We start from the raw sequence: 17,504 nt of genomic DNA, 5'->3' as shown, positions 1-17,504 counted from the left end.
GCTAGAAAAATCTCTATGATGCGCCGCCATTCGAAGTGTCATCCTTGGCGTTGTCGTCCCGGTTCGCATTGATCGCTTAGCTCAAACGGATCCCAATCAGATGCTCACCGATGCTACAATGTTGCAGTGAAGTGTGAGCGATGGGCGAAAACATCCTCGACCTTGCCATTCTGCGCTGCCCGCTATCTGGTCAGCCCCTCGAGCAGCGCGGCGACAGGCTCGTGACCAAGGACGGCGAGCAGAGCTACCCTATCGACGAGCACGGTATTCCGCAATTCGTCCGAGCGTTCCGGTCATCCGACGCCGCCGTGCAGCAAGAGCTTTTCGATGGCATAGGCAGCGCCTATGTCGCGCATCTCAATTATCCACAAACGATCGCCTATACGCGCTATCTGGACGATGTCCTGCTCGCCGAGATTGGCGATAGAGACTTGGGCGTCGTGGTCGAAGCGTGTTGCGGGGGCGGCGAATCGCGCCGGGCGTTGGGCGCCCGCATCAAGCGCTGCATCGGCATCGATGTCTCCTTGGCGATGCTGCGATCGGCAAGAAAGAACGAAGCGTCGCGCGGCTTCACCTATTTGCAGGCGGATGCGACGAAGACGCCCCTCGCCGATGCCTGCGCCGATACCGTTCTCTGCCTTGGCGGGATCCACCATGTGCCGGATCGAGCCGCGCTCTTCGCCGAGTTTGCGCGGATCTTGAAGCCGGGCGGACGCCTCTACTACCGCGAACCATTGAGCGATTTCGTGGTTTGGCGCTGGCTGCGCAGCCTCGTCTACCGCCTTGCACCCGCGCTCGACAGCGTGACCGAGCAGCCGCTCAGGTGGCGAGAGACCGTGCCGGTGCTGGAGCAGGCGGGCCTCGTCCACCTGCGCTGGCGGCCGGCCGGCTTCATTGGCTTCTGCCTCTTCATGAATAGCGATGTGCTCATCGTCAACCGGCTGTTCCGATTCGTTCCGGGGATCCGAGCCGTGGTCGAAGGGTTTGCACGGTTCGACGATTGGGTCGTGCGGCAACCCGCCCTCGCGCGGCTCGGCCTGCAGGTGATCGGCGTTGCGGCGCGACCGGCGTGAGCCCCACGGCTTCGAGCCGCACCGCCGCGGATACCGCATGGAGCCGGCGTGGTTGCGTCACGCGGCGCAATGCTTTCGGGTGAGCCAGCGGATGCTCTTCGTCATCGTTGTAGCGGCCGACGCCAGCAACGAGTAAACGTGGGACTGGCGTCGGCAGCAATCGATAGAGACTTCACAGAAATTTCTGGACGCTCCCAGGATGCTCTTCGCTGAGAACCCATACGATTTCGTCGCAGCCCATAGAGACACGTGGCTTTCCGCTGCGGCGGTGCTGATCTCCATCTACGCGATCGTCCGGATGTTCTTCGACGGGATCAAGCTCGGCCAATCCGGGGTCCTGACCGGAAACCTCGCCTGTCACGTCGATTGCATCGCCGTCGCCATCTCCCGCATTCGCTACCGCTTGGGCCAGAACTATGTCGGGCTGACCCACGTTCGAGATGTCCTGATCGCAGCGGGACTGTGGCTCACGGGTGGAGGTGTGACGCACTCGCCTACCTCGAGTTATGCCAGTCGCCAACCGGAGCTCGTCAACTACGCGCTCCAGCATGCCGCTACATTGCCATGGCCGATCGTTCTCAGCTCAAAGTCTTTCACGCCGGTTTTCGACATCGGCTATGCGGACTATGCGACCCTTGCTTTTCGGGTCTTCGGCCTCAGGATCCAGGCTCTGTACTATCTGTATTTCGTCGCTCTCAGCCTCAGCGGCGCGATCTTGTGCGCAACGTTCTTCGCGCATCCCGCGGCACTTTGGACGCTTTGCATCATGTTGCTGACGCTGCGTTGGTCGAAGCTATATCTGACCATATTCGACACCTGGGAGCTGAACTACGTCTACGCTCACCATTTCCTCTCGACCTTGGCAATCATTCCGGCATTTTACTTGATGCTGGCGACGCTCACCTCGCAACCGCCGGGCTTGCTGGCGCTCCTCGCTTGTCTCGTGCAGAGCTATCTCATCCACGTCTCATGGAGAATACGCTACGCAGCGTCCTGGGTGCTTCTGGCGATCATCGCCGCGACCGCAACGTCGCTGATCCTCAATCTTCAACAAGCGCCACGGCTGTTGGACGCGCTCATCAATTTCGTTCGCGAGGGCGAAACTACGGATGGCGCCACTGCCGCGATCTCGGCGCTGATAGATCTCCCGGCATATTTTGCGGGACTGTGGCCGGGCCTCACGCTCCTCCTCACATTTGCAATTTGCTCCTGGCGCTACCGGCATCGGCTAAGCCCGGTCTTCAAGACCGACGAGATCATGGACAGTTATCCCCGCTGGCATGCTGCCTATTTGGGCTTGGCGATGGACCCGCAATCTTGGCAGCGCAACAAGCGCCGCGGGCAATCCGACTACCTGGAAGATCTCAACAGCGTCTACGGAGCCAAATATTGGCTGCTATCGACCCCGGGCGCAGGCGCCCGGTTCGGGGCCCTTCGCCCCGAGCTCGCTGATTTCCATCTGCACAAGTTCGACATGAAATGGCGCATCTACGACCATATCATTCGTGAAACGTTTCTCGACTATTTCCGGAAAAATCTGGCGGCAATGCCGCGGCTATACCTCATTCGCAAACCGCGCGCCTTGCTGCGGGCGGTGACCACCGCACTGCTGCCGGTCTTGCGAGGATTGAAGGATGATCATCCCTTCGAGTCGGTGTTGCTGGGCCTCATCGTGTCCATATTCGCCATGCTCTCATTCCGCTACGACGACGGCAGTCTAGCCGTCGTCGGCGCGCTCGCATGGCTCACGCTCGCAGCTCCGGCCCCACAGATATGGGCCTACACGACCATGCACGGCATCGGTGATCAGGCTTGGGTGGCGTTTTTCGGCCCTTGGGCGCTGGCCCTCGCCGCCGTGGTTGGAGTCGCAGCATTGCTGGCCATCTGAATACGGGCTCTCGATACGGGGGCCATGGAAGGACAAATGCAGCCCAGCGCCTATGCCGCCCGAGTCCGAGGTCGAGGAGACGCATTGGTGGTTCATCGGCCGGCGCAGCCTCATCGAGGCGACGATCAGGCGCGGCGGCGTGGCGGCCTCGGCACGCATACTCGACGTCGGCGCCGGCACCGGGAGCAACCTTCGCCTGCTCAGCCGCATTGGATTCGAGCAGGTTTGGGCCGTCGATCGCAGTCCGATCGCCGCCGCCTATTGCCAAGCCCACATAGCGGGCCGGGTGCAAGTGGCCGATGCGAAGGCGCTCCCATTTGCCGACGGAGGCTTCGACTGCGTTCTAGCGACCGATGTCATCGAGCATGTTGACGATGACGACCAGGCGCTCAGCGAGATTGCGCGGGTGCTCCGTCCGGGCGGCACGGCGGTGATCATGGTGCCGGCCTTTCCATCGCTGTGGGGCATCTCGGACGAAGTTGGTCGCCACTATCGCCGCTATCGGCTACGACCGCTGGTCAGGATCATTGAGGGAGCGGGCCTATCGGTTTCCCTTGCCCGTTACTTCAACTACATCCTCTTCGTGCCGATCTGGCTGCTCCGGGTTTTGATGCGGGCTTTCAACATCCGTCCGCAGAGCGAGGGCGATCTCAACACGGCCTGGCTCAATCGCGTGCTGACCTGGCTGTTCCTTTTCGACGTGCGCACGGCCATGCTCATCCGCCCGCCCTTCGGCGTCTCGATCCTGGCCGTGTGTCGAAAACCGAACCGCGACCACGCTATGGAGATAGAATCGGCAGAATAGTTAAAAGGACGATCATGAAGGAATATACAATAATCGGGACGTTGACCGACTTGGAGAAACATGGACAATTTTCCCGCTGGGTCGGCGGCCATGACATTCTTGTTTTCCGCCACAATGGGACTATTCATGCGCTGAGCAATATTTGCCCGCATTTTGGCGGGCCGGTCGGATATCATCGGATGCGAGATGGGACCTTTACGTGCTTATGGCATAATTTGCAGTTTTCCGCCGAGAACGGCCAGTGCTTAAGCGTGCAGAAATTCAAGCTAAGAGAATATAAGATCAAGATAGAGGGCGCCGAAATTCACGTGCTACTGGATGAGAATTGAAAATGGTCGAGCTGACGTCCAGAGTCGAGCAGGTGATGAACTGCCCAAAAGGCATCATCATATGGAATTACTTCGACCATGAGCACGTCGTCGGAACGCACTTCAAGCATTACCAGTACGTCAAAGTTCACGCCGAGGCGGCGAACTGGTGCTTCTCCGAACGAAGCGCCAAGGTGCCATTCATCCCCTTGGCATTGAAGGCGCAGCACTTCTCGGTCCTGGAGTCCGAGAACCTGATGCGGTCGTATCACACCGGGATCGCGGGGCTTCTGCTTCAGCAGGAATTCCACTTCGAGGATTTGGGCCCGAATGCGTGCCGCGTCACCGTCGTCAACAAGCTCGAGGTCCCGGCCGTTCTGAAGTTTCTGCAGCCCCTCTTCTCGCGATTGACCGCAAAGTGGTTTCAGACGACCTGGGTCGAGGACGTCGATATGCGGCTGCGCCGGCTGAAGCTCTGGCAGTTGGGCTTCCAAGATTTCATTGGCCTCGACTACGTGAACAAGAAGACGCCTGCTCCGGCGCGCCCCAATACGGAGCGGCCCTATCCGATCCAGCTACCGGTCCCGAAGCTGACGGAGATCAAGACCACGGGCATTCGCCGCCCCTTCGCCAAGAGCGAGGAAGTGGGCTATGGCCTGCCCGATCTGCAATAGGGGGCCGGTCCGAGAAGTCTACGCAGACGTCGCCGATTTTGAGCATGGAAGTCAACTGACGGCCAACTATTGCGAGTGCGCCGCGTGCGGCCTGTTGTTTCAAGCTCCTCCGCCCTCCGCCGAGACGCTCCCCACGCTCTATTCGCTCGACTATCGACCGCTGCAGCAGACGGGTCTCGTCGGGGCGCTGAAGTCCATACAGGCCACGCTGCTGGCACGCATGCTGAAGAAACACATTCATGGCCTGGACAAACGAATCCTCGAACTCGGCTGCGGCGGCGGACATCTGCTGCGGGGCCTCGCCCGCATGGGCTATCGCAATCTAACGGGGGTCGACTGGGTGATCCCTCCGGCGATGCGCGAGGCATCCCAGGCCATAAACCTCGTTGAGGCCGATATGACCCGTTACGTGCCGACCCATGGGATCGATGCGCTCGTCGTGAACAACGTCCTCGAGCACGTGCTGGAGCCGAAAGCCCTCTTGACGCGCTACAGAGAGTTCCTATCGGCGGATGGATGCATATTGCTGCTGACGCCCAACGCTCGGTCCATGGGCCACACGCTGTTCGGGCGGTATTGGTCGGGTTTGCATGCCCCGCGCCATGTCACGGTTTTCACCGGGCCGGCGGTGCATGAGCTCGCGCGCGTTGCCGGCTTGCGGGTCCTGCAGCTACGCGGCGTGTCCGATCCCGGCGGGTGGGCAATATCGGTGCAGAGCTTGTGGCATGCGTGGCGTCGCGGCGCCAAGCCTCGCTCGAATTTCGGATGGCCTGCGATCTTCGGCCTAATGCTGTGCTACCCCTTGGCAATCATCGAGGGGCATACCTCCTCCGCATCGAGCCTATTCATCGCCCTCGGCCACGCACATGCGGGTCCTGGCGAGGCCCAAGGCCGCTAGTCGAACGGCCGTCGGCGACGGTGTCACGCCAACGGCGCCGGCTAAGCCGTCGCCCGTTCGAGCGCCAACAGAGCCCAAAGCATCCGCGCATGGTCGCGCTTGCCGGTCCGGTGCTGGCCCCAAATCCGCTTCACGACCGCCGCATCGAGCGCTCCAGCGCACGGCCTCGGCGGCTCATTCAATTCGCTTCGCATCCAAGCGACCAAGGGAATGCCGAAACCCTGCTTGCCGCGCTTCAGGATCGGCTCTGGAACCAAACCGGCAATCGCCTTCCTAAAGAGATATTTGCGCTGCCCGCCTCGAAGCTTGAAACGACTTGGGAGGCGGCGCACGAAATCGACGAGATCGTTCTCAAGGAACGGCGCCCGCACCTCGAGCGAGGCCTGCATCGAGGCCCGATCCGTCTTGGTGAGCACCGCTTCCGGCAAATAAAAATTTCCATAGAACTCCAACGATCGATCCACAGGGTCTGGGCTCGACGCGCTCTCCCAGCACTCGATCGCCTCGCTGTAGACGGTTTCGATATCGACTGGTTCCGCCAGCAGCTCCGCAAGGCCGTTCGGATCGCCTGGCGCCAGCCAAACCGGATTCCAAAGCTTCGGCGGATAGGTGAGCCCGGCGAGCGTCTGGCGGACACGGAACGAGAGGCTCATGCGCGTGGTCGCGACCGGTAATCGCTCCACGCATAGGCGCACCGCCCGATGCAGCGACCGGGGGACGAGGGCGCGGTAGAGCGATGCCGGCGCCAACGCCAGGAAGGGATCGTATCCGGCGAAAAGCTCATCGCCGCCATCCCCGCTGAGCGCCACCTTGACCGATCGCCGGGCGAAGGCACTGACCAGATACGTCGGCAGGATCGAGGGATCGCCGAGCGGTTCGTTCACGCTCGGCAGCAGGCGCGGTATCAATCCTCTTGCCGCATCCAGCGACAGCATCTCTTCGGAATGCTCGCTGCCGATCGCCCTGCTGGCGAGCCGTGCCCAGGACGTTTCATCGTAGGATGGCTCCGCGAAGCCGATGCTGAAGGATTTGACTGCATTGTCCGGCCGCGCCGCCGCGGCCAATGCCAGCACGGCGGTGGAATCCAAGCCGCCCGAGAGGAATATGCCCAAGGGCACGTCGGCCATGAGCCGGCTCCGCACGGCCTCGCGCAGGAGGCCGGAGAGCTCGGCCGCGAGATCGTCGACGCTCCGGCGTGCGAGGGTGGGATCGGGCTCGACTCGATACCGCCAATAGCGGACCACACGCGGCTCGCGGTCGCCCAAGCCATGACTGAGCCAGCTTCCCTGCGGCAGCTTGAAGATGTTCTTATAGAGGCCGTAAGGGGCCGGCATGAAGCCGTAAGCGAGAAACTTGCGAACGGCCTCTCCGTCGATCGCGGTGTCGATGCTCCGGTGCCGTCTTAGGGCCTTGATCTCGGAGGCGAAGGCGAAGAGGTGCTGCCCGACGAAATAGAACAGCGGCTTCTCGCCAAATCGGTCGCGAGCGAGAAACAGCCGCTTTTGATCCCGATCATAAATGGCAAAGGCGAACATGCCATTGAGGCGCCGCGGCAGCTCCTCGCCCCATTCACGGTAACCGTGGAGCAATACTTCGGTGTCGGAGTGATCGGTCTGGAAGCGATGGCCCGCCGCTTCCAGCTCGCGACGAAGGGCCATGTGGTTGTAGATCTCGCCGCCGAAGGTCACCCACAGCCGGCCATCCTGTGTGGTCATCGGCTGCCGCCCGCCAGCGAGATCGACGATCGCCAAACGCAGATGGCCGAAGAAGACACGGCTCTCGCCATCGACGCGGGATCCTTCCTCGTCCGGACCGCGGTATGCTTGCGCCCGGAGCATCCGGGCGAGATCGCTCTCCTCGCCCTCGCCCACGAAGCCCGCGATACCGCACATCAAGCACGGTCTTCGGAGTTGACGCGCGTGCGCAGGGAATAGGTCTTCTTCCCCTGAGACTCGAAGTATGTGCGGATATTGATCTCGGCGATGATGCCCAAAAGCAGGTTGATGATGCCGGTGATGAACATCATCGCCGCCAGAACGGGCAGCGGCGTCTGGATCATGTAGACGCCGAAGAACAGCTTGAGCACGATCATCGCCGTCACGATCAGGGCGGACAACGCCAAGAACAGGAACCCAGCGAAACCAAAGGTGTAAATCGGCTTCACCAGGTGATGCCCGAGAAAGGTCATGACGATGACGTCGAGCACGACCTTGCCGATCCGCTCGAGACCGTATTTCGAGCGGCCCTGCTGGCGCCGATGATGGGTCACGACCACTTCGGTAACGCGTCCACCCTGCCAATGCGCATAGACGGGAATGAATCGGTGCATCTCGCCGTAGAGACGCACCCCCTCCAGAACCTCCCGGCGATAGGCCTTGAGCGTGCAGCCGAAGTCATGCAGGCGCAGGCCGGTGAGGCGGGACAGCAACGCATTGGCGACGATACTGGGCAATCGCCGCGTCAAGAATGGATCCTTGCGATCCTTGCGCCACCCAGACACGACATCGAACCCCTCTGCCACTCCATTGAGCAGCAGACCGATGTCGGCGGGATCGTTCTGCAGATCGCCGTCCATGAGCACGAGAATGTCGCCCTTCGCACTATCGATGCCCGCAGATATCGCCGCAGTCTGTCCGAAGTTGCGCGACAGGCTGATAAACCTCAAATTTGGATCGGCACCGCAGATCCGGCGCAGAGCCTTGTCGCTTCCATCCGTGCTGCCGTCGTCGACGAAGATGACCTCGTAGCTCTTCCGCAGATCGCGGAGCGCGCTGCTCAACTTTTCAGCGAGCGGGGGAAGGCTTTCAACTTCGTTGAAAATCGGGATGACGACGGAGAGATCCATCTAACCACCATATCAGATGCGGCCATACGGCAACACGCCCATGGCCGATTCGGACGAGGTGTCGATTCGACGTTGTCTAACGCACTGGCGCCGCGGCATGCGACGGCAAGGATCGAGGTTCCCGGAAGCGCTGCCGGAAGCAGTCTCGCCTCCCACGCAAACAAGACAGCCAGCAATCGATGAACGCGCTCATGGCGCGGCGGCTCGATCACGACGGTACGGGCGCGCCGGGTGAGACGGTTCAGCAACATCGCCGGGTAGAGCGCGTGGAATAGATAGGCAGCGCGCTCGAGGCGAAGATCAGCATCGCGAATGAAGGCCCGGAGCGAGCGCATATCGTAGCGGCGATAGTGGCCGTAGTGCTCGTCATAGTTGGACCAGAGCTCCCGGCGCGCCGGCACGGTCAAGAGCACGCGCCGCGCCATGGGGAATGCCGCGAGGATGCCGCGGAGGAACTGAACGGGGACCTCGACATGCTCGATGACGTCCAGGAGCAAGATCGTGCCGATCGATTCTCTAAATGATGGATCGAGGGTCGTTGCATCGACGTTCGTTGCGATGAACGGCTTCAGATCGGCGGCGATGGGTGCGGCCGCCAATTCGGCGCCATGGCAGTCGAAGCCGCGTTGCCGCAGATGACGCACCACCACTCCGGCACCGCAGCCGATTTCCAGAATCTTGCCCAATGGGCCCGAACCGCGCGCAACCTTGCCGAGCTCGGATGCGATGATCCGGTTGCGCGCGGCATTCCAGAAGTGCCGCTCGACGCCCTCCGAGTAGGCCTCGGCATACTGCGCCGCGGAAAACCCGGCGGACGCTCCTTCCGCTCGCTTCACGGTCCGATACGGTGAGACACGCGACTCGCCCGTCGCAGCGGCAAGCCCATTATTAGCCAAAAATGCGCCCGCGAGAGCAGCGTAACCAGGCGTGGCGGCAGCGGAGCCAGCAAACGGCAACGCAGCCGCCAACGCCAATCGGCATAGTCCCGCGCCTTGGCGCCGCGGGGGATCAGGGTCTCGGCGACCGCGGGCGGCAGGACGGCGGCGGCATCGTCCCTTGCAAAAAGAAACGTGTTGGTCATGACTCGCGAAGGTTTGGCGCGGGACGAGCAATGCGTCCAAATCCACGTGCGCACCGTCGACGCCGAAGACATCTGACACCCCCGTTCGGCGCCAGACGGACAGCCAGGCGCCGCGTCCGCAGCCCACATCCAGGACGCTTTGAGGATTCAAATGCCGCTTAAGCAGCGGCACGATCGGCCGTGCCGAGGAAAGCGACCCGGCATCGAGGTAGCGATAGAAGTCGGCGCCGTAAGGAAGCGGCGCGGAGCCTTCAGCCATTCCGCGCGAGCCACCTTGCTCCGCACTGGACATTTCTGCGCTTCTCCTCCCTCCTGTCTCTACGACGCGCTCGCAGTATACCCCGCGATCTGGCGCCTCGTATGCTCGGCCATGTCCTGCCGTGCGAGGCTGGCCTCGTACCACGCCACCGTCAGCTCAATCGCCTGAGCGAGGTCAAGCCGCGGGTGCCATCCTAGGCGCTTGCGGGCTTTCCCGGCATCGAGAATGAGCACCGGCGCCTCTTCGGGTGCGGAAGGCTCGGCTCTGTGTTCCCGGCGCAGCGGGCTGCTCCACCGGCGCGAAAATTCCTCGACGAGGCGATCGACCGTGGCAACGTCTGCGGAACCCGGCCCAAAATTGAAGCTCTCCGAATAGACGGCACCGTCGCTCGAGGCTGCTCTCGCCAGCATCAGATACCCTGCAAGGGGATCGAGAACATGCTGCCAGGGCCGGATCGCCTGGGGATTGCGAATGACGGCAACACCATCCCGCATCGCTGCACGAACGAGGTCAGGCACGATACGATCCTTGGCCCAATCGCCGCCACCGATGACATTCCCTGCCCGCGCAGAAGCCACGGCAGCCGCTTTGCGGCTTCCGCTTCGCCGTGTGAAGAACGAGGCTCGAAACGCAGCCGTCACGATCTCAGCGCATGCCTTGCTGGCGCTGTACGGATCGCGTCCGCCGAGGGGATCGTCTTCGGCGAATGGGTGCGGATCCGACCCTTCCCGGTAGCACTTGTCGCTGGTCACGACGACCACCGATCGAAGATCGGGAAGGGTCCGACAGGCATGGAGCACGTTGGCCGTGCCCTGCACGTTGACCTCGATCGTCTCGAGCGGGCTCGCATAGGCTTCTCGCACCAGAGGCTGCGCCGCCAGATGGAAGACTATCTCCGGACGGGCGGATTCCAACGCCTGCTCGAGCGTGCCGCGGGCGCGGATGTCCCCGATCAGGCTCGTTACTCCTGTGTCCAGGCGAACCGCGTCATACATGTTCGGACGGGACGACGGCGCGAGCGCGTAACCGGTGACGACGGCACCGAGCTCTCTCAGCCACATGCACAGCCACGCCCCTTTGAATCCGGTATGCCCGGTGACGAATACCCTGCGCTTTTCCCAGAAGGCGCGCGTGGGGAAAAACCCGTTCTCCACCTAGCTGTCGCTCCGGCGGCCGCATCGCATCGCCGCCGCTCGCCGCCTCACCGCCATACCTTCCATGGCGCTCCGCCGTCCCGCCACAACGCATCGAGGATCTGCTTCTCACGAAGCGTGTCCATCGGATGCCAGAATCCCCGATGACGATAAGCCATCAACTGACGGTCTTCGGATAGTCTCCGCAGCGGCTCCTGTTCCCACATCATGGCGGGTCCGGCGACGTAGTCGAGCGCCGCCCGCTCCAGCACGAAGAAGCCGCCATTGATCCAGGCGTTCGCGCCGGCGGGCTTCTCCTGAAACTTGGCAACGAATTCGTCCTCGATCTCGAGTGAGCCGAACCGAGCGGGTGGCGACACCGCGGTGATCGTCGCCAGTTTGCCGTGCCGATCGTGGAATTCGATGAGCTTGGAGATGTCGACGTCGCTCAAGCCGTCGCCATAGGTCATGCAGAACCGGTCCGAACCTAGATGCTCGCCGATCTGCTTGAGGCGGCCGCCGGTGCCGGTTTCGATGCCGGTATCGACCAGCGTGACGCGCCAAGGCTCGGAGGAATGCCGATGATGCTCGACTTCGCCGCGTGCGAGATCGATCGTCACGTCGCCGCTATGGAGCCGATATTCGGCAAAATACTGCTTGATCAAGTGCCCTTTGTACCCAAGGCAAACGATGAAGTCGTTGATGCCGTGGTGGGCGAAGATCTTCATGATGTGCCAGATGATCGGCTTGCCGCCGATCTCGACCATCGGCTTTGGGATGCGGGACGTCTCCTCGCTCAAGCGCGAGCCAAGACCTCCCGCTAGGATTACGGCGCGAATGGTCGATATCCTGCTTCGGTCGGCGTCATTCTATGACGCCGATGTCCGACCGCTCGAGGTCGCATCGACCGGACGCACCCCGGCGCTCACAACAGCACCTGAGGGCGTCGGATCATTGAGCGCGGTCTCGATGATCGCGATTGGCCGCGGCTTCACATGTACGAAGATTCGCGCCACATACTCGCCGAGGATGCCGAGGAAGATGGAATTCAAGCCAAGCGAGATGAACATCAACAGCGCCAAGCTGATGAAGCCGGTCGGCCACCTCGATCGATCGGTGAAGAAATAGATGAGGAGGTAGACTACGCTAGCGATCATGCTCATTGCGAAGGCGATGAGCCCGAACGCGCTCGCGGCCCTGAGCGGCACCATCGAATGGCTGGTGATGCCGTCGATGGCGAGCAGGAGATAGCGTCCGAGGGAAAATTTGGTTTCGCCGCGTTCGCGGGCGGCACGATCATACTCGATCCCGATCTGCCGGAACCCGAGCTGAGCGATCGTGCCGCGCAGATAGGGCTGCCGCCCGGCGAATTGGCCCAGAAGGTCGATGATGGTGCGGTCGATCAATCGGAAATCGCCTGCGTCATGCGGCAGCCGGTCTTCCGACAGGTAATCTATGAGGCGATAGAATGCTCGCCGCATCCCATTCAGCAAGGGAGATTCCATGCGGCGGCGACGGATACCGTAGACGACCTTGTAGCCACCCTCCCACAACCGCAGGAAATCGACGATCATCTCCGGAGGATCCTGCAGATCGCAGTCGAGCTGGATCGCCGCGTCCCCCTGGCTTTGCAGGAAGCCGGCGAGAACGGAATTTTGAAAGCCGAAGTTTCGAGAGAACCGGAACACCCGAACGCGCGGATCGCGCTCGGCCAAGCTCGTCAGCCTTTGGAAAGTGCCATCGGAACTGCAGTTGTCGGTGAAGACGATCTCCCAGTCATATCGATCCTCGATCGTGGCGAGGACCGACCGCGTACGCCCATAAGCCGGCTCGATGTTCTCCGCTTCATCGAGCACCGGGATCACCACCGAGATCTTTCGCCGCTTCACTGAGGCGGCTCTTGTCCGCTCATCCACCGCTCGATCCCCTGCTCCAGCGTTAGCGCCGGTCTCCAGCCCGTGACCGCCTCGATGCGCGACGGATTGCCCACGAGCCAAGGGGTGTCGGTCTCCCGATACGCCGCCGCCCCCCATTGCAAGAGCTCAGACGAAAGACCGAGCATTCGGGCAGCCAACTCGCCAACCTCGCGGATCGTTCGCGCCTGGCCGGAGCAGAGATTGCAGACCGTCACGCGATCGGGCCATGGCGCGGCGATCGCAGCGACATACGCCCGTGCCGCATCCTCCGCACATAGAAAGTCCCGCTGTTGGTCGCCTCTACTCATCGGCAGCGGTCGGCCATTCCGTCCTGCAGCAGCGATCGAAGGTAGCAATCTATGCGACCGTTCGCCAGAACCAAAGACGTAGAATGGCCGCAAGACCAGAAGCGCGATGCCGAGGGATTGCGCCGAGGCGGCGGCATAGGCGACCGAGGCGGCCTTCGCCGCTCCATATTCCGTGAATGGCAGAATCGGATGACCTTCGGTCACGAGATCCCCCGGCGCAGCGCGCCCGTACTCCGCCTCTGAGCCAGTGTGAATGACGCGCGGAACCTTGGCCGCGGCGGCAAAATCGAGGAGCATCGCAACGAGCCGCACATTGCCTTGCCACAGGCTCCCGGGGTCCCGCTCGTTGGGGTCGACGCCGGATCCGGCGCAATTCACGATGACTTCGGCGCGGATGCCCGCGAGCGCGCGCCGCAAGATGTCCAGCTCGAAGGAAGGCACCTCGATCGCGCGGAGATTCGGCCGCGCGTCCGGCCGGCGCCGCTGCGGGCGATTCGCCCGGTAAAGGGCCACGACCTCGGCGTCTTCTCCTAAGAGAGATTCGAGGACCGCCGATCCGAGCATCCCGCTGGCGCCGGCTAGGATGGTGGCGCCTCGCTTCATGCCTCAGCCAGACTCCGTTGCTCGAATGATCGGGCTGAGCGTATCATTGCCAGCAGCGATCAGCGATTAGAGATATTGCGCACGTGGGGCGTTGGCTCGAATTATGCCAAGCATAGCAGCCCTAAGCTGGCTGAACGATCAGAATAGAGATCCATTTCTTTCCGCGCTCGCCGTCCTCTTATGCCTCTATGCGCTCTGCCGAATGTACGCGGACGGCATCCGTCTCGGACAGTGCGGCGTGCTCACCGGCCGCTTCGCCATACATCTCGACGCGATCATGGTCGCAATTTCCCGCGTCGCTTATCGCAGGGGTAGCGACTATCTGGGACTGACCGTGATACGGCAATTTCTCGTGCAACACGGTCTGCAACCCTGGCCACCCGAGACAGGTGTGGACAAGCAACCGGATCAGATCAATCTCTTGCTGAAAACGGCGGCGAACTTGCCTTGGTCGCTCGTCCTCGCTTCCGGTTCCTACATTCCCGTCTTCGACCTGGGCTATGTCGACTACGCCGCCACGGCATTCCGGCTGTTCGGTCTCCGGATCGAGGCGCTTTACTATCTCTATTTCGCCATCTTGGGCATCAGCTCCGCCGCGTTCTGCATCGCCTTCTACGAGAACCCGGCGGCAATCTGCAGCCTGGCCATGATGCTGCTGACACTGCGATGGCTCAAGCGGCATCTGACGATATTCGATGAGTCTAAAATGAACTACGTCTATTCGTATCACTTTCTTTCCACCCTGACTGTCGTCCCCGGCTTTCACGTGATCTTAAGCGTGCTGTCTCTACAGGATTTGGGATGGGCAGCGATCGCGACAGGCGCGATCCAGATCTATGTTGCGTATCGCTCGCTGCGAATCCGCTACGGCGCATCATGGGTGCTATTCGCAACTGCGGCCGCCACCCTATCGGTGCTCGTGCTCCACTCCGATCGGATCGGTCGGCTCACTCAGGTGCTCGCCGCTCTGCTGAGCGGGTCGATGCCTGTTCACGACCTATCCGGGGGTCAGCTCCTGTCGGAGTTGGCCGCTGGCTTGAGCGGTGTCTGGCTCGTCGGCGCGCTGGTCCTCTGCTTCGTCGGCCTGTCGTGGGGATACAAGCGACGCCTCAGCCCGGTCTATGGAACGGACGAGGTGATCGACCACTATCCCCGCTACCACGGCGCCTATCTCGGCTTGACGATGGATGCCGATACCTGGAAAGGCAACATGCAGGACGGGCAGTTCGACCACCCGCAGGATTTGAACGGGATCTTCGCCGCCAAGTACTGGCTGCTGTCGACTCCTGGGGCTGGCGTGGCGTTTCCCCAGCTGAAACCGGAGCTGAGCGCCTACCACTCGAACCTATGGGACTTCAGGTGGCGTACCTATGAGCAGATCATCCGTCTCGCGTTTTTCGACTATGTGCGGAAGAATTGGCAATCGCTTCCCAGGCTCTATGCGATCTGCAAGCCGCATGCGCTGCTGACGGCATTGGCCGAGGCCTTGTCTGCCGTTTTTCGCGGCCTGCGGCGTGATCAACCCTTCGAGTCCGTTCTGATGGCGACCGTCGCCTCGATTGCGACGGGGATCGCCTACACGAGCTATGCGAGCGGACCGGTAGCGGCCGCTATCCTCTGGATCATGCTCGCGGCTCCAGCCCCGCAGATCTGGGCTTACACGATTCGGCATAGCCTCGCCGATCAGCTCTGGGTCGCCTTCTTCGCCCCGTGGCTGCTGCTGCTTTGGATCATCGCGTCGGGCGTCCAGGCGGTTTCCGGACTATGAAACCCGCGTGAAACGCCGGCGTCGGGTCATCCCCCTCGCCCTCGACCGGAAAGTGTAGTGAGGGCGTGATTCAAGCTGCACGGAACGCGCTCTAGGTGTGAACTTTCAGTAGGTTCGCGTGCCGACGCAGGAAACTCCGGCCAATGCGGCTATTCGTGCCCCAGGCGCTGTGGGGGCCGGTTTCGGTGCGGAATTGCGCTTGTAGACGCTCGTCCTCCTCCGTGTAGGCCAACGTGCCCTCGAGGCGGTCCAGCATCTCCTCGACAAGCGCGGCGATGTCCTCCGGCGTATTCTCGATGAGCTCGATGCCCCGCGCCTCGAACACGCCGACTTGGGAGGTATGGCCGAGGGGTGGGGCGGTGCTCTCGGCAAAGGTCAGCTGGCGCGTCTCGCGCTTGGACCAATAGAGCTTCGGAACGAAGATGTCGGCGCTGGCGACTGGCCGCTGGCCCATGGGCGAGGCGTTCGCCACCGCGCAGGGCACGCCGAAGGTATAGGGCACGAGCTGCAAGCCGGAGGCACCGCCGAGGAAAAAGCGGCAGCTCCCGCACAGAAACACGTCCATCCATTCGCTCTTCTTGGAGCCCAAGGCATAGTCGATCACCCGGTCGCGCGGCCTTATCGGCGTCATGCTGGGATCGCCCAGGCGGATGATCCAGCCGCCGCGCGCGAGGATGTTGTCGATCGCCGCGTCGAACGAGGCGATCGAGGCATTGCGGTGGATGTGGGGATCGGCACGACCGCCGCTTTCATGGAAACCGGATTCGCGCACGTGCAACCCGACGAACCAATCCTCATCGCCCATGCCCCAGGCGCGAAGAACCGAGCGGCCGCGCTTGCGGTCCTCCTCGCTCACCTGGAGCAAGGGCGGCCGTCCTTCGCGCTCCCACTGCGCATGAGCGGCGGCGGCCATCTTCGATAGCAGGCCGGTCTTTCCGCGCACCACCAAGCCGCCGATCGCGCAATCGCTGGGTTGCCGCGAGGCTTCCAACAGAGCGATCTCCGCGGGATCGTCGACGATGGTGACATACGGTCGCCAATAGTCGACATAATGCCGGTTGGCGACGTATCCCTGGGCAGCCACGAGCTTCATCTCATGGGGCGGGCGCCAGCCCAGGGTTCGCATCTTCACATAGACATCGAGGGCCGCCGTATGGCCGATCGCCTGGGCGGTGGCACGCGGTACCAGGCGATAGGCTTCGGGTCCGCCGCGGTCATCGAGCAAGCCGCTCTTGCGGCAATACGCGTCGTAATAGGACAAGGCGCCATCGAGATCGCCGATGGCGACATGGTATCCAGCCATGAGCACTTGGTTCACCGCATTGGGATCGAGGGCGTTCGCACGGTCGAGGAAGGCCAGGGCCTTCTCATAGAGCGCGAAGCCGCCGGCCGCCTTGGGGTCGGCCTCATAGGCGCCGATGAGCGCCTCGCCGAGCGCAGCCAGGCGCGGGACCGAGCCGGGATCGAGAGCGACGGCACGCCAAGCCGCAATCGCCGCTCCCGCGGTCTCGGCCCACTTGCGGCGAAGGCTCGCCATCAGCGTCCATGCCCCAGCGACTGCCGGTGCCGCCGCCAAGGCGCGGCGCAGATATTTCGATGCGAGCGTGAGGTTTTCGCTGCTGTAGAGGACGAACGCCGCCCCTAGCAAGGCGTGCGGATGGGCCGGCACGGCCGCAAGAACGCTGCCATAGCGTTGAAGCGCTGCCTGCAGCTCGTTTCGATGCGCGAGCTCGTCCGCGGCGCGCAGCAGCGTTGCAAGGCGGCCGGCCGGATCCATCTCCGGTGCCTGGGATGGCGGCTTAGGGTCAGTCGTGCTCGTCATAGACTGCCTTTCGAGCCGATCGAGCATCTCGTACGACCAATCTTGCCGAGGCGCTCTTCTGCCGGCGCCCTATCGGCGTCGGAGTTATAGCAGATGCACCCCATCGGCAACACGCCCATGGCC

General features: G+C 62.4%; 14 protein-coding genes. 7 read left to right on the top strand and 7 right to left on the bottom strand.

Features of this window, described 5'->3' with window-relative positions; all coding sequences use genetic code 11:
- Window positions 1–140 precede the first annotated feature (140 nt).
- The 6 genes from HY058_07870 (at window position 141) to HY058_07845 (ending at window position 5,646) form a co-directional block, all read left to right on the top strand.
- On the top strand, window positions 141–1,073 hold the full coding sequence (locus tag HY058_07870) for a methyltransferase domain-containing protein (protein MBI3497206.1): 933 nt from the start codon (window positions 141–143) through the stop codon (window positions 1,071–1,073).
- 199 nt (window positions 1,074–1,272) lie between these two features.
- Window positions 1,273–2,961, top strand: coding sequence for a hypothetical protein (locus HY058_07865; protein MBI3497205.1), 1,689 nt, complete (start codon window positions 1,273–1,275; stop codon window positions 2,959–2,961).
- Between the two features lie 52 nt (window positions 2,962–3,013).
- On the top strand, window positions 3,014–3,766 hold the full coding sequence (locus HY058_07860) for a class I SAM-dependent methyltransferase (protein MBI3497204.1): 753 nt from the start codon (window positions 3,014–3,016) through the stop codon (window positions 3,764–3,766).
- Window positions 3,767–3,780: 14 nt separating this feature from the next.
- Complete coding sequence (locus HY058_07855) at window positions 3,781–4,095, top strand: Rieske (2Fe-2S) protein (GenBank protein MBI3497203.1); 315 nt, start codon at window positions 3,781–3,783, stop codon at window positions 4,093–4,095.
- Window positions 4,096–4,097: 2 nt separating this feature from the next.
- Window positions 4,098–4,748 (top strand): hypothetical protein, encoded by a 651-nt coding sequence (locus HY058_07850; GenBank protein MBI3497202.1) that lies wholly within the window; start codon window positions 4,098–4,100, stop codon window positions 4,746–4,748.
- Complete coding sequence (locus tag HY058_07845; GenBank protein MBI3497201.1) at window positions 4,726–5,646, top strand: class I SAM-dependent methyltransferase; 921 nt, start codon at window positions 4,726–4,728, stop codon at window positions 5,644–5,646. Before HY058_07850 ends, HY058_07845 begins: the two co-directional genes overlap by 23 nt.
- Window positions 5,647–5,687: 41 nt before the next feature.
- On the opposite strand, the gene asnB is transcribed toward HY058_07845, so the two are convergent.
- From asnB to HY058_07815, 6 genes are read right to left on the bottom strand one after another with little or no spacing between them, the layout of a single operon-like run.
- A complete protein-coding gene (gene asnB / locus HY058_07840) occupies window positions 5,688–7,538 on the bottom strand; it encodes an asparagine synthase (glutamine-hydrolyzing) (GenBank protein MBI3497200.1) in 1,851 nt (616 codons plus the stop codon).
- On the bottom strand, window positions 7,538–8,491 hold the full coding sequence (locus tag HY058_07835) for a glycosyltransferase family 2 protein (protein MBI3497199.1): 954 nt from the start codon (window positions 8,489–8,491) through the stop codon (window positions 7,538–7,540). The genes asnB and HY058_07835 overlap by 1 nt, the downstream gene beginning before the upstream one ends.
- A complete protein-coding gene (locus HY058_07830; GenBank protein ID MBI3497198.1) occupies window positions 8,422–9,864 on the bottom strand; it encodes a class I SAM-dependent methyltransferase in 1,443 nt (480 codons plus the stop codon). Before HY058_07830 ends, HY058_07835 begins: the two co-directional genes overlap by 70 nt.
- A gap of 26 nt (window positions 9,865–9,890) precedes the next feature.
- A complete protein-coding gene (rfbG, locus tag HY058_07825; protein MBI3497197.1) occupies window positions 9,891–10,985 on the bottom strand; it encodes a CDP-glucose 4,6-dehydratase in 1,095 nt (364 codons plus the stop codon).
- A 47-nt stretch (window positions 10,986–11,032) separates the two neighbouring features.
- Window positions 11,033–11,803 (bottom strand): glucose-1-phosphate cytidylyltransferase, encoded by a 771-nt coding sequence (rfbF, locus tag HY058_07820; GenBank protein MBI3497196.1) that lies wholly within the window; start codon window positions 11,801–11,803, stop codon window positions 11,033–11,035.
- 30 nt (window positions 11,804–11,833) lie between these two features.
- Window positions 11,834–12,997 (bottom strand): glycosyltransferase family 2 protein, encoded by a 1,164-nt coding sequence (locus HY058_07815; GenBank protein ID MBI3497195.1) that lies wholly within the window; start codon window positions 12,995–12,997, stop codon window positions 11,834–11,836.
- 996 nt (window positions 12,998–13,993) lie between these two features.
- Between HY058_07815 and HY058_07810 the strand changes: the two genes are divergently transcribed.
- Window positions 13,994–15,559, top strand: coding sequence for a hypothetical protein (locus tag HY058_07810; GenBank protein ID MBI3497194.1), 1,566 nt, complete (start codon window positions 13,994–13,996; stop codon window positions 15,557–15,559).
- Window positions 15,560–15,650: 91 nt separating this feature from the next.
- Here the strand turns inward: HY058_07810 and HY058_07805 are convergent, their stop codons facing one another.
- The gene (locus tag HY058_07805; protein ID MBI3497193.1) at window positions 15,651–17,381 is read right to left on the bottom strand and encodes a TIGR04372 family glycosyltransferase; all 1,731 of its coding nucleotides are present in this window, start codon (window positions 17,379–17,381) and stop codon (window positions 15,651–15,653) included.
- Window positions 17,382–17,504: the final 123 nt, after the last annotated feature.

It is taken from the genome of Pseudomonadota bacterium, assembly GCA_016195085.1.
Lineage (GTDB): Bacteria > Pseudomonadota > Alphaproteobacteria > SHVZ01 > SHVZ01 > JACQAG01.
Note: the sequence above shows the minus strand (reverse complement) of the source record. Positions and strands in the feature narration are given on the sequence as shown.

Excerpts from the sequence above, each read along its gene's own strand:
- HY058_07810 (MBI3497194.1), top strand. The coding sequence starts at position 13,994 with ATGTACGCGGACGGCATCCGTCTCGGACAGTGCGGCGTGCTCACCGGC.
- HY058_07860 (MBI3497204.1), top strand. The coding sequence starts at position 3,014 with ATGCCGCCCGAGTCCGAGGTCGAGGAGACGCATTGGTGGTTCATCGGC.
- HY058_07815 (MBI3497195.1), bottom strand. The coding sequence starts at position 12,997 with ATGGGGGGCGGCGGCGTATCGGGAGACCGACACCCCTTGGCTCGTGGG.
- HY058_07830 (MBI3497198.1), bottom strand. The coding sequence starts at position 9,864 with ATGTCCAGTGCGGAGCAAGGTGGCTCGCGCGGAATGGCTGAAGGCTCC.
- HY058_07835 (MBI3497199.1), bottom strand. The coding sequence starts at position 8,491 with ATGGATCTCTCCGTCGTCATCCCGATTTTCAACGAAGTTGAAAGCCTT.
- HY058_07865 (MBI3497205.1), top strand. The coding sequence starts at position 1,273 with ATGCTCTTCGCTGAGAACCCATACGATTTCGTCGCAGCCCATAGAGAC.
- asnB (MBI3497200.1), bottom strand. The coding sequence starts at position 7,538 with ATGTGCGGTATCGCGGGCTTCGTGGGCGAGGGCGAGGAGAGCGATCTC.
- HY058_07805 (MBI3497193.1), bottom strand. The coding sequence starts at position 17,381 with ATGACGAGCACGACTGACCCTAAGCCGCCATCCCAGGCACCGGAGATG.
- HY058_07850 (MBI3497202.1), top strand. The coding sequence starts at position 4,098 with ATGGTCGAGCTGACGTCCAGAGTCGAGCAGGTGATGAACTGCCCAAAA.
- HY058_07870 (MBI3497206.1), top strand. The coding sequence starts at position 141 with ATGGGCGAAAACATCCTCGACCTTGCCATTCTGCGCTGCCCGCTATCT.
- HY058_07855 (MBI3497203.1), top strand. The coding sequence starts at position 3,781 with ATGAAGGAATATACAATAATCGGGACGTTGACCGACTTGGAGAAACAT.
- HY058_07845 (MBI3497201.1), top strand. The coding sequence starts at position 4,726 with ATGGCCTGCCCGATCTGCAATAGGGGGCCGGTCCGAGAAGTCTACGCA.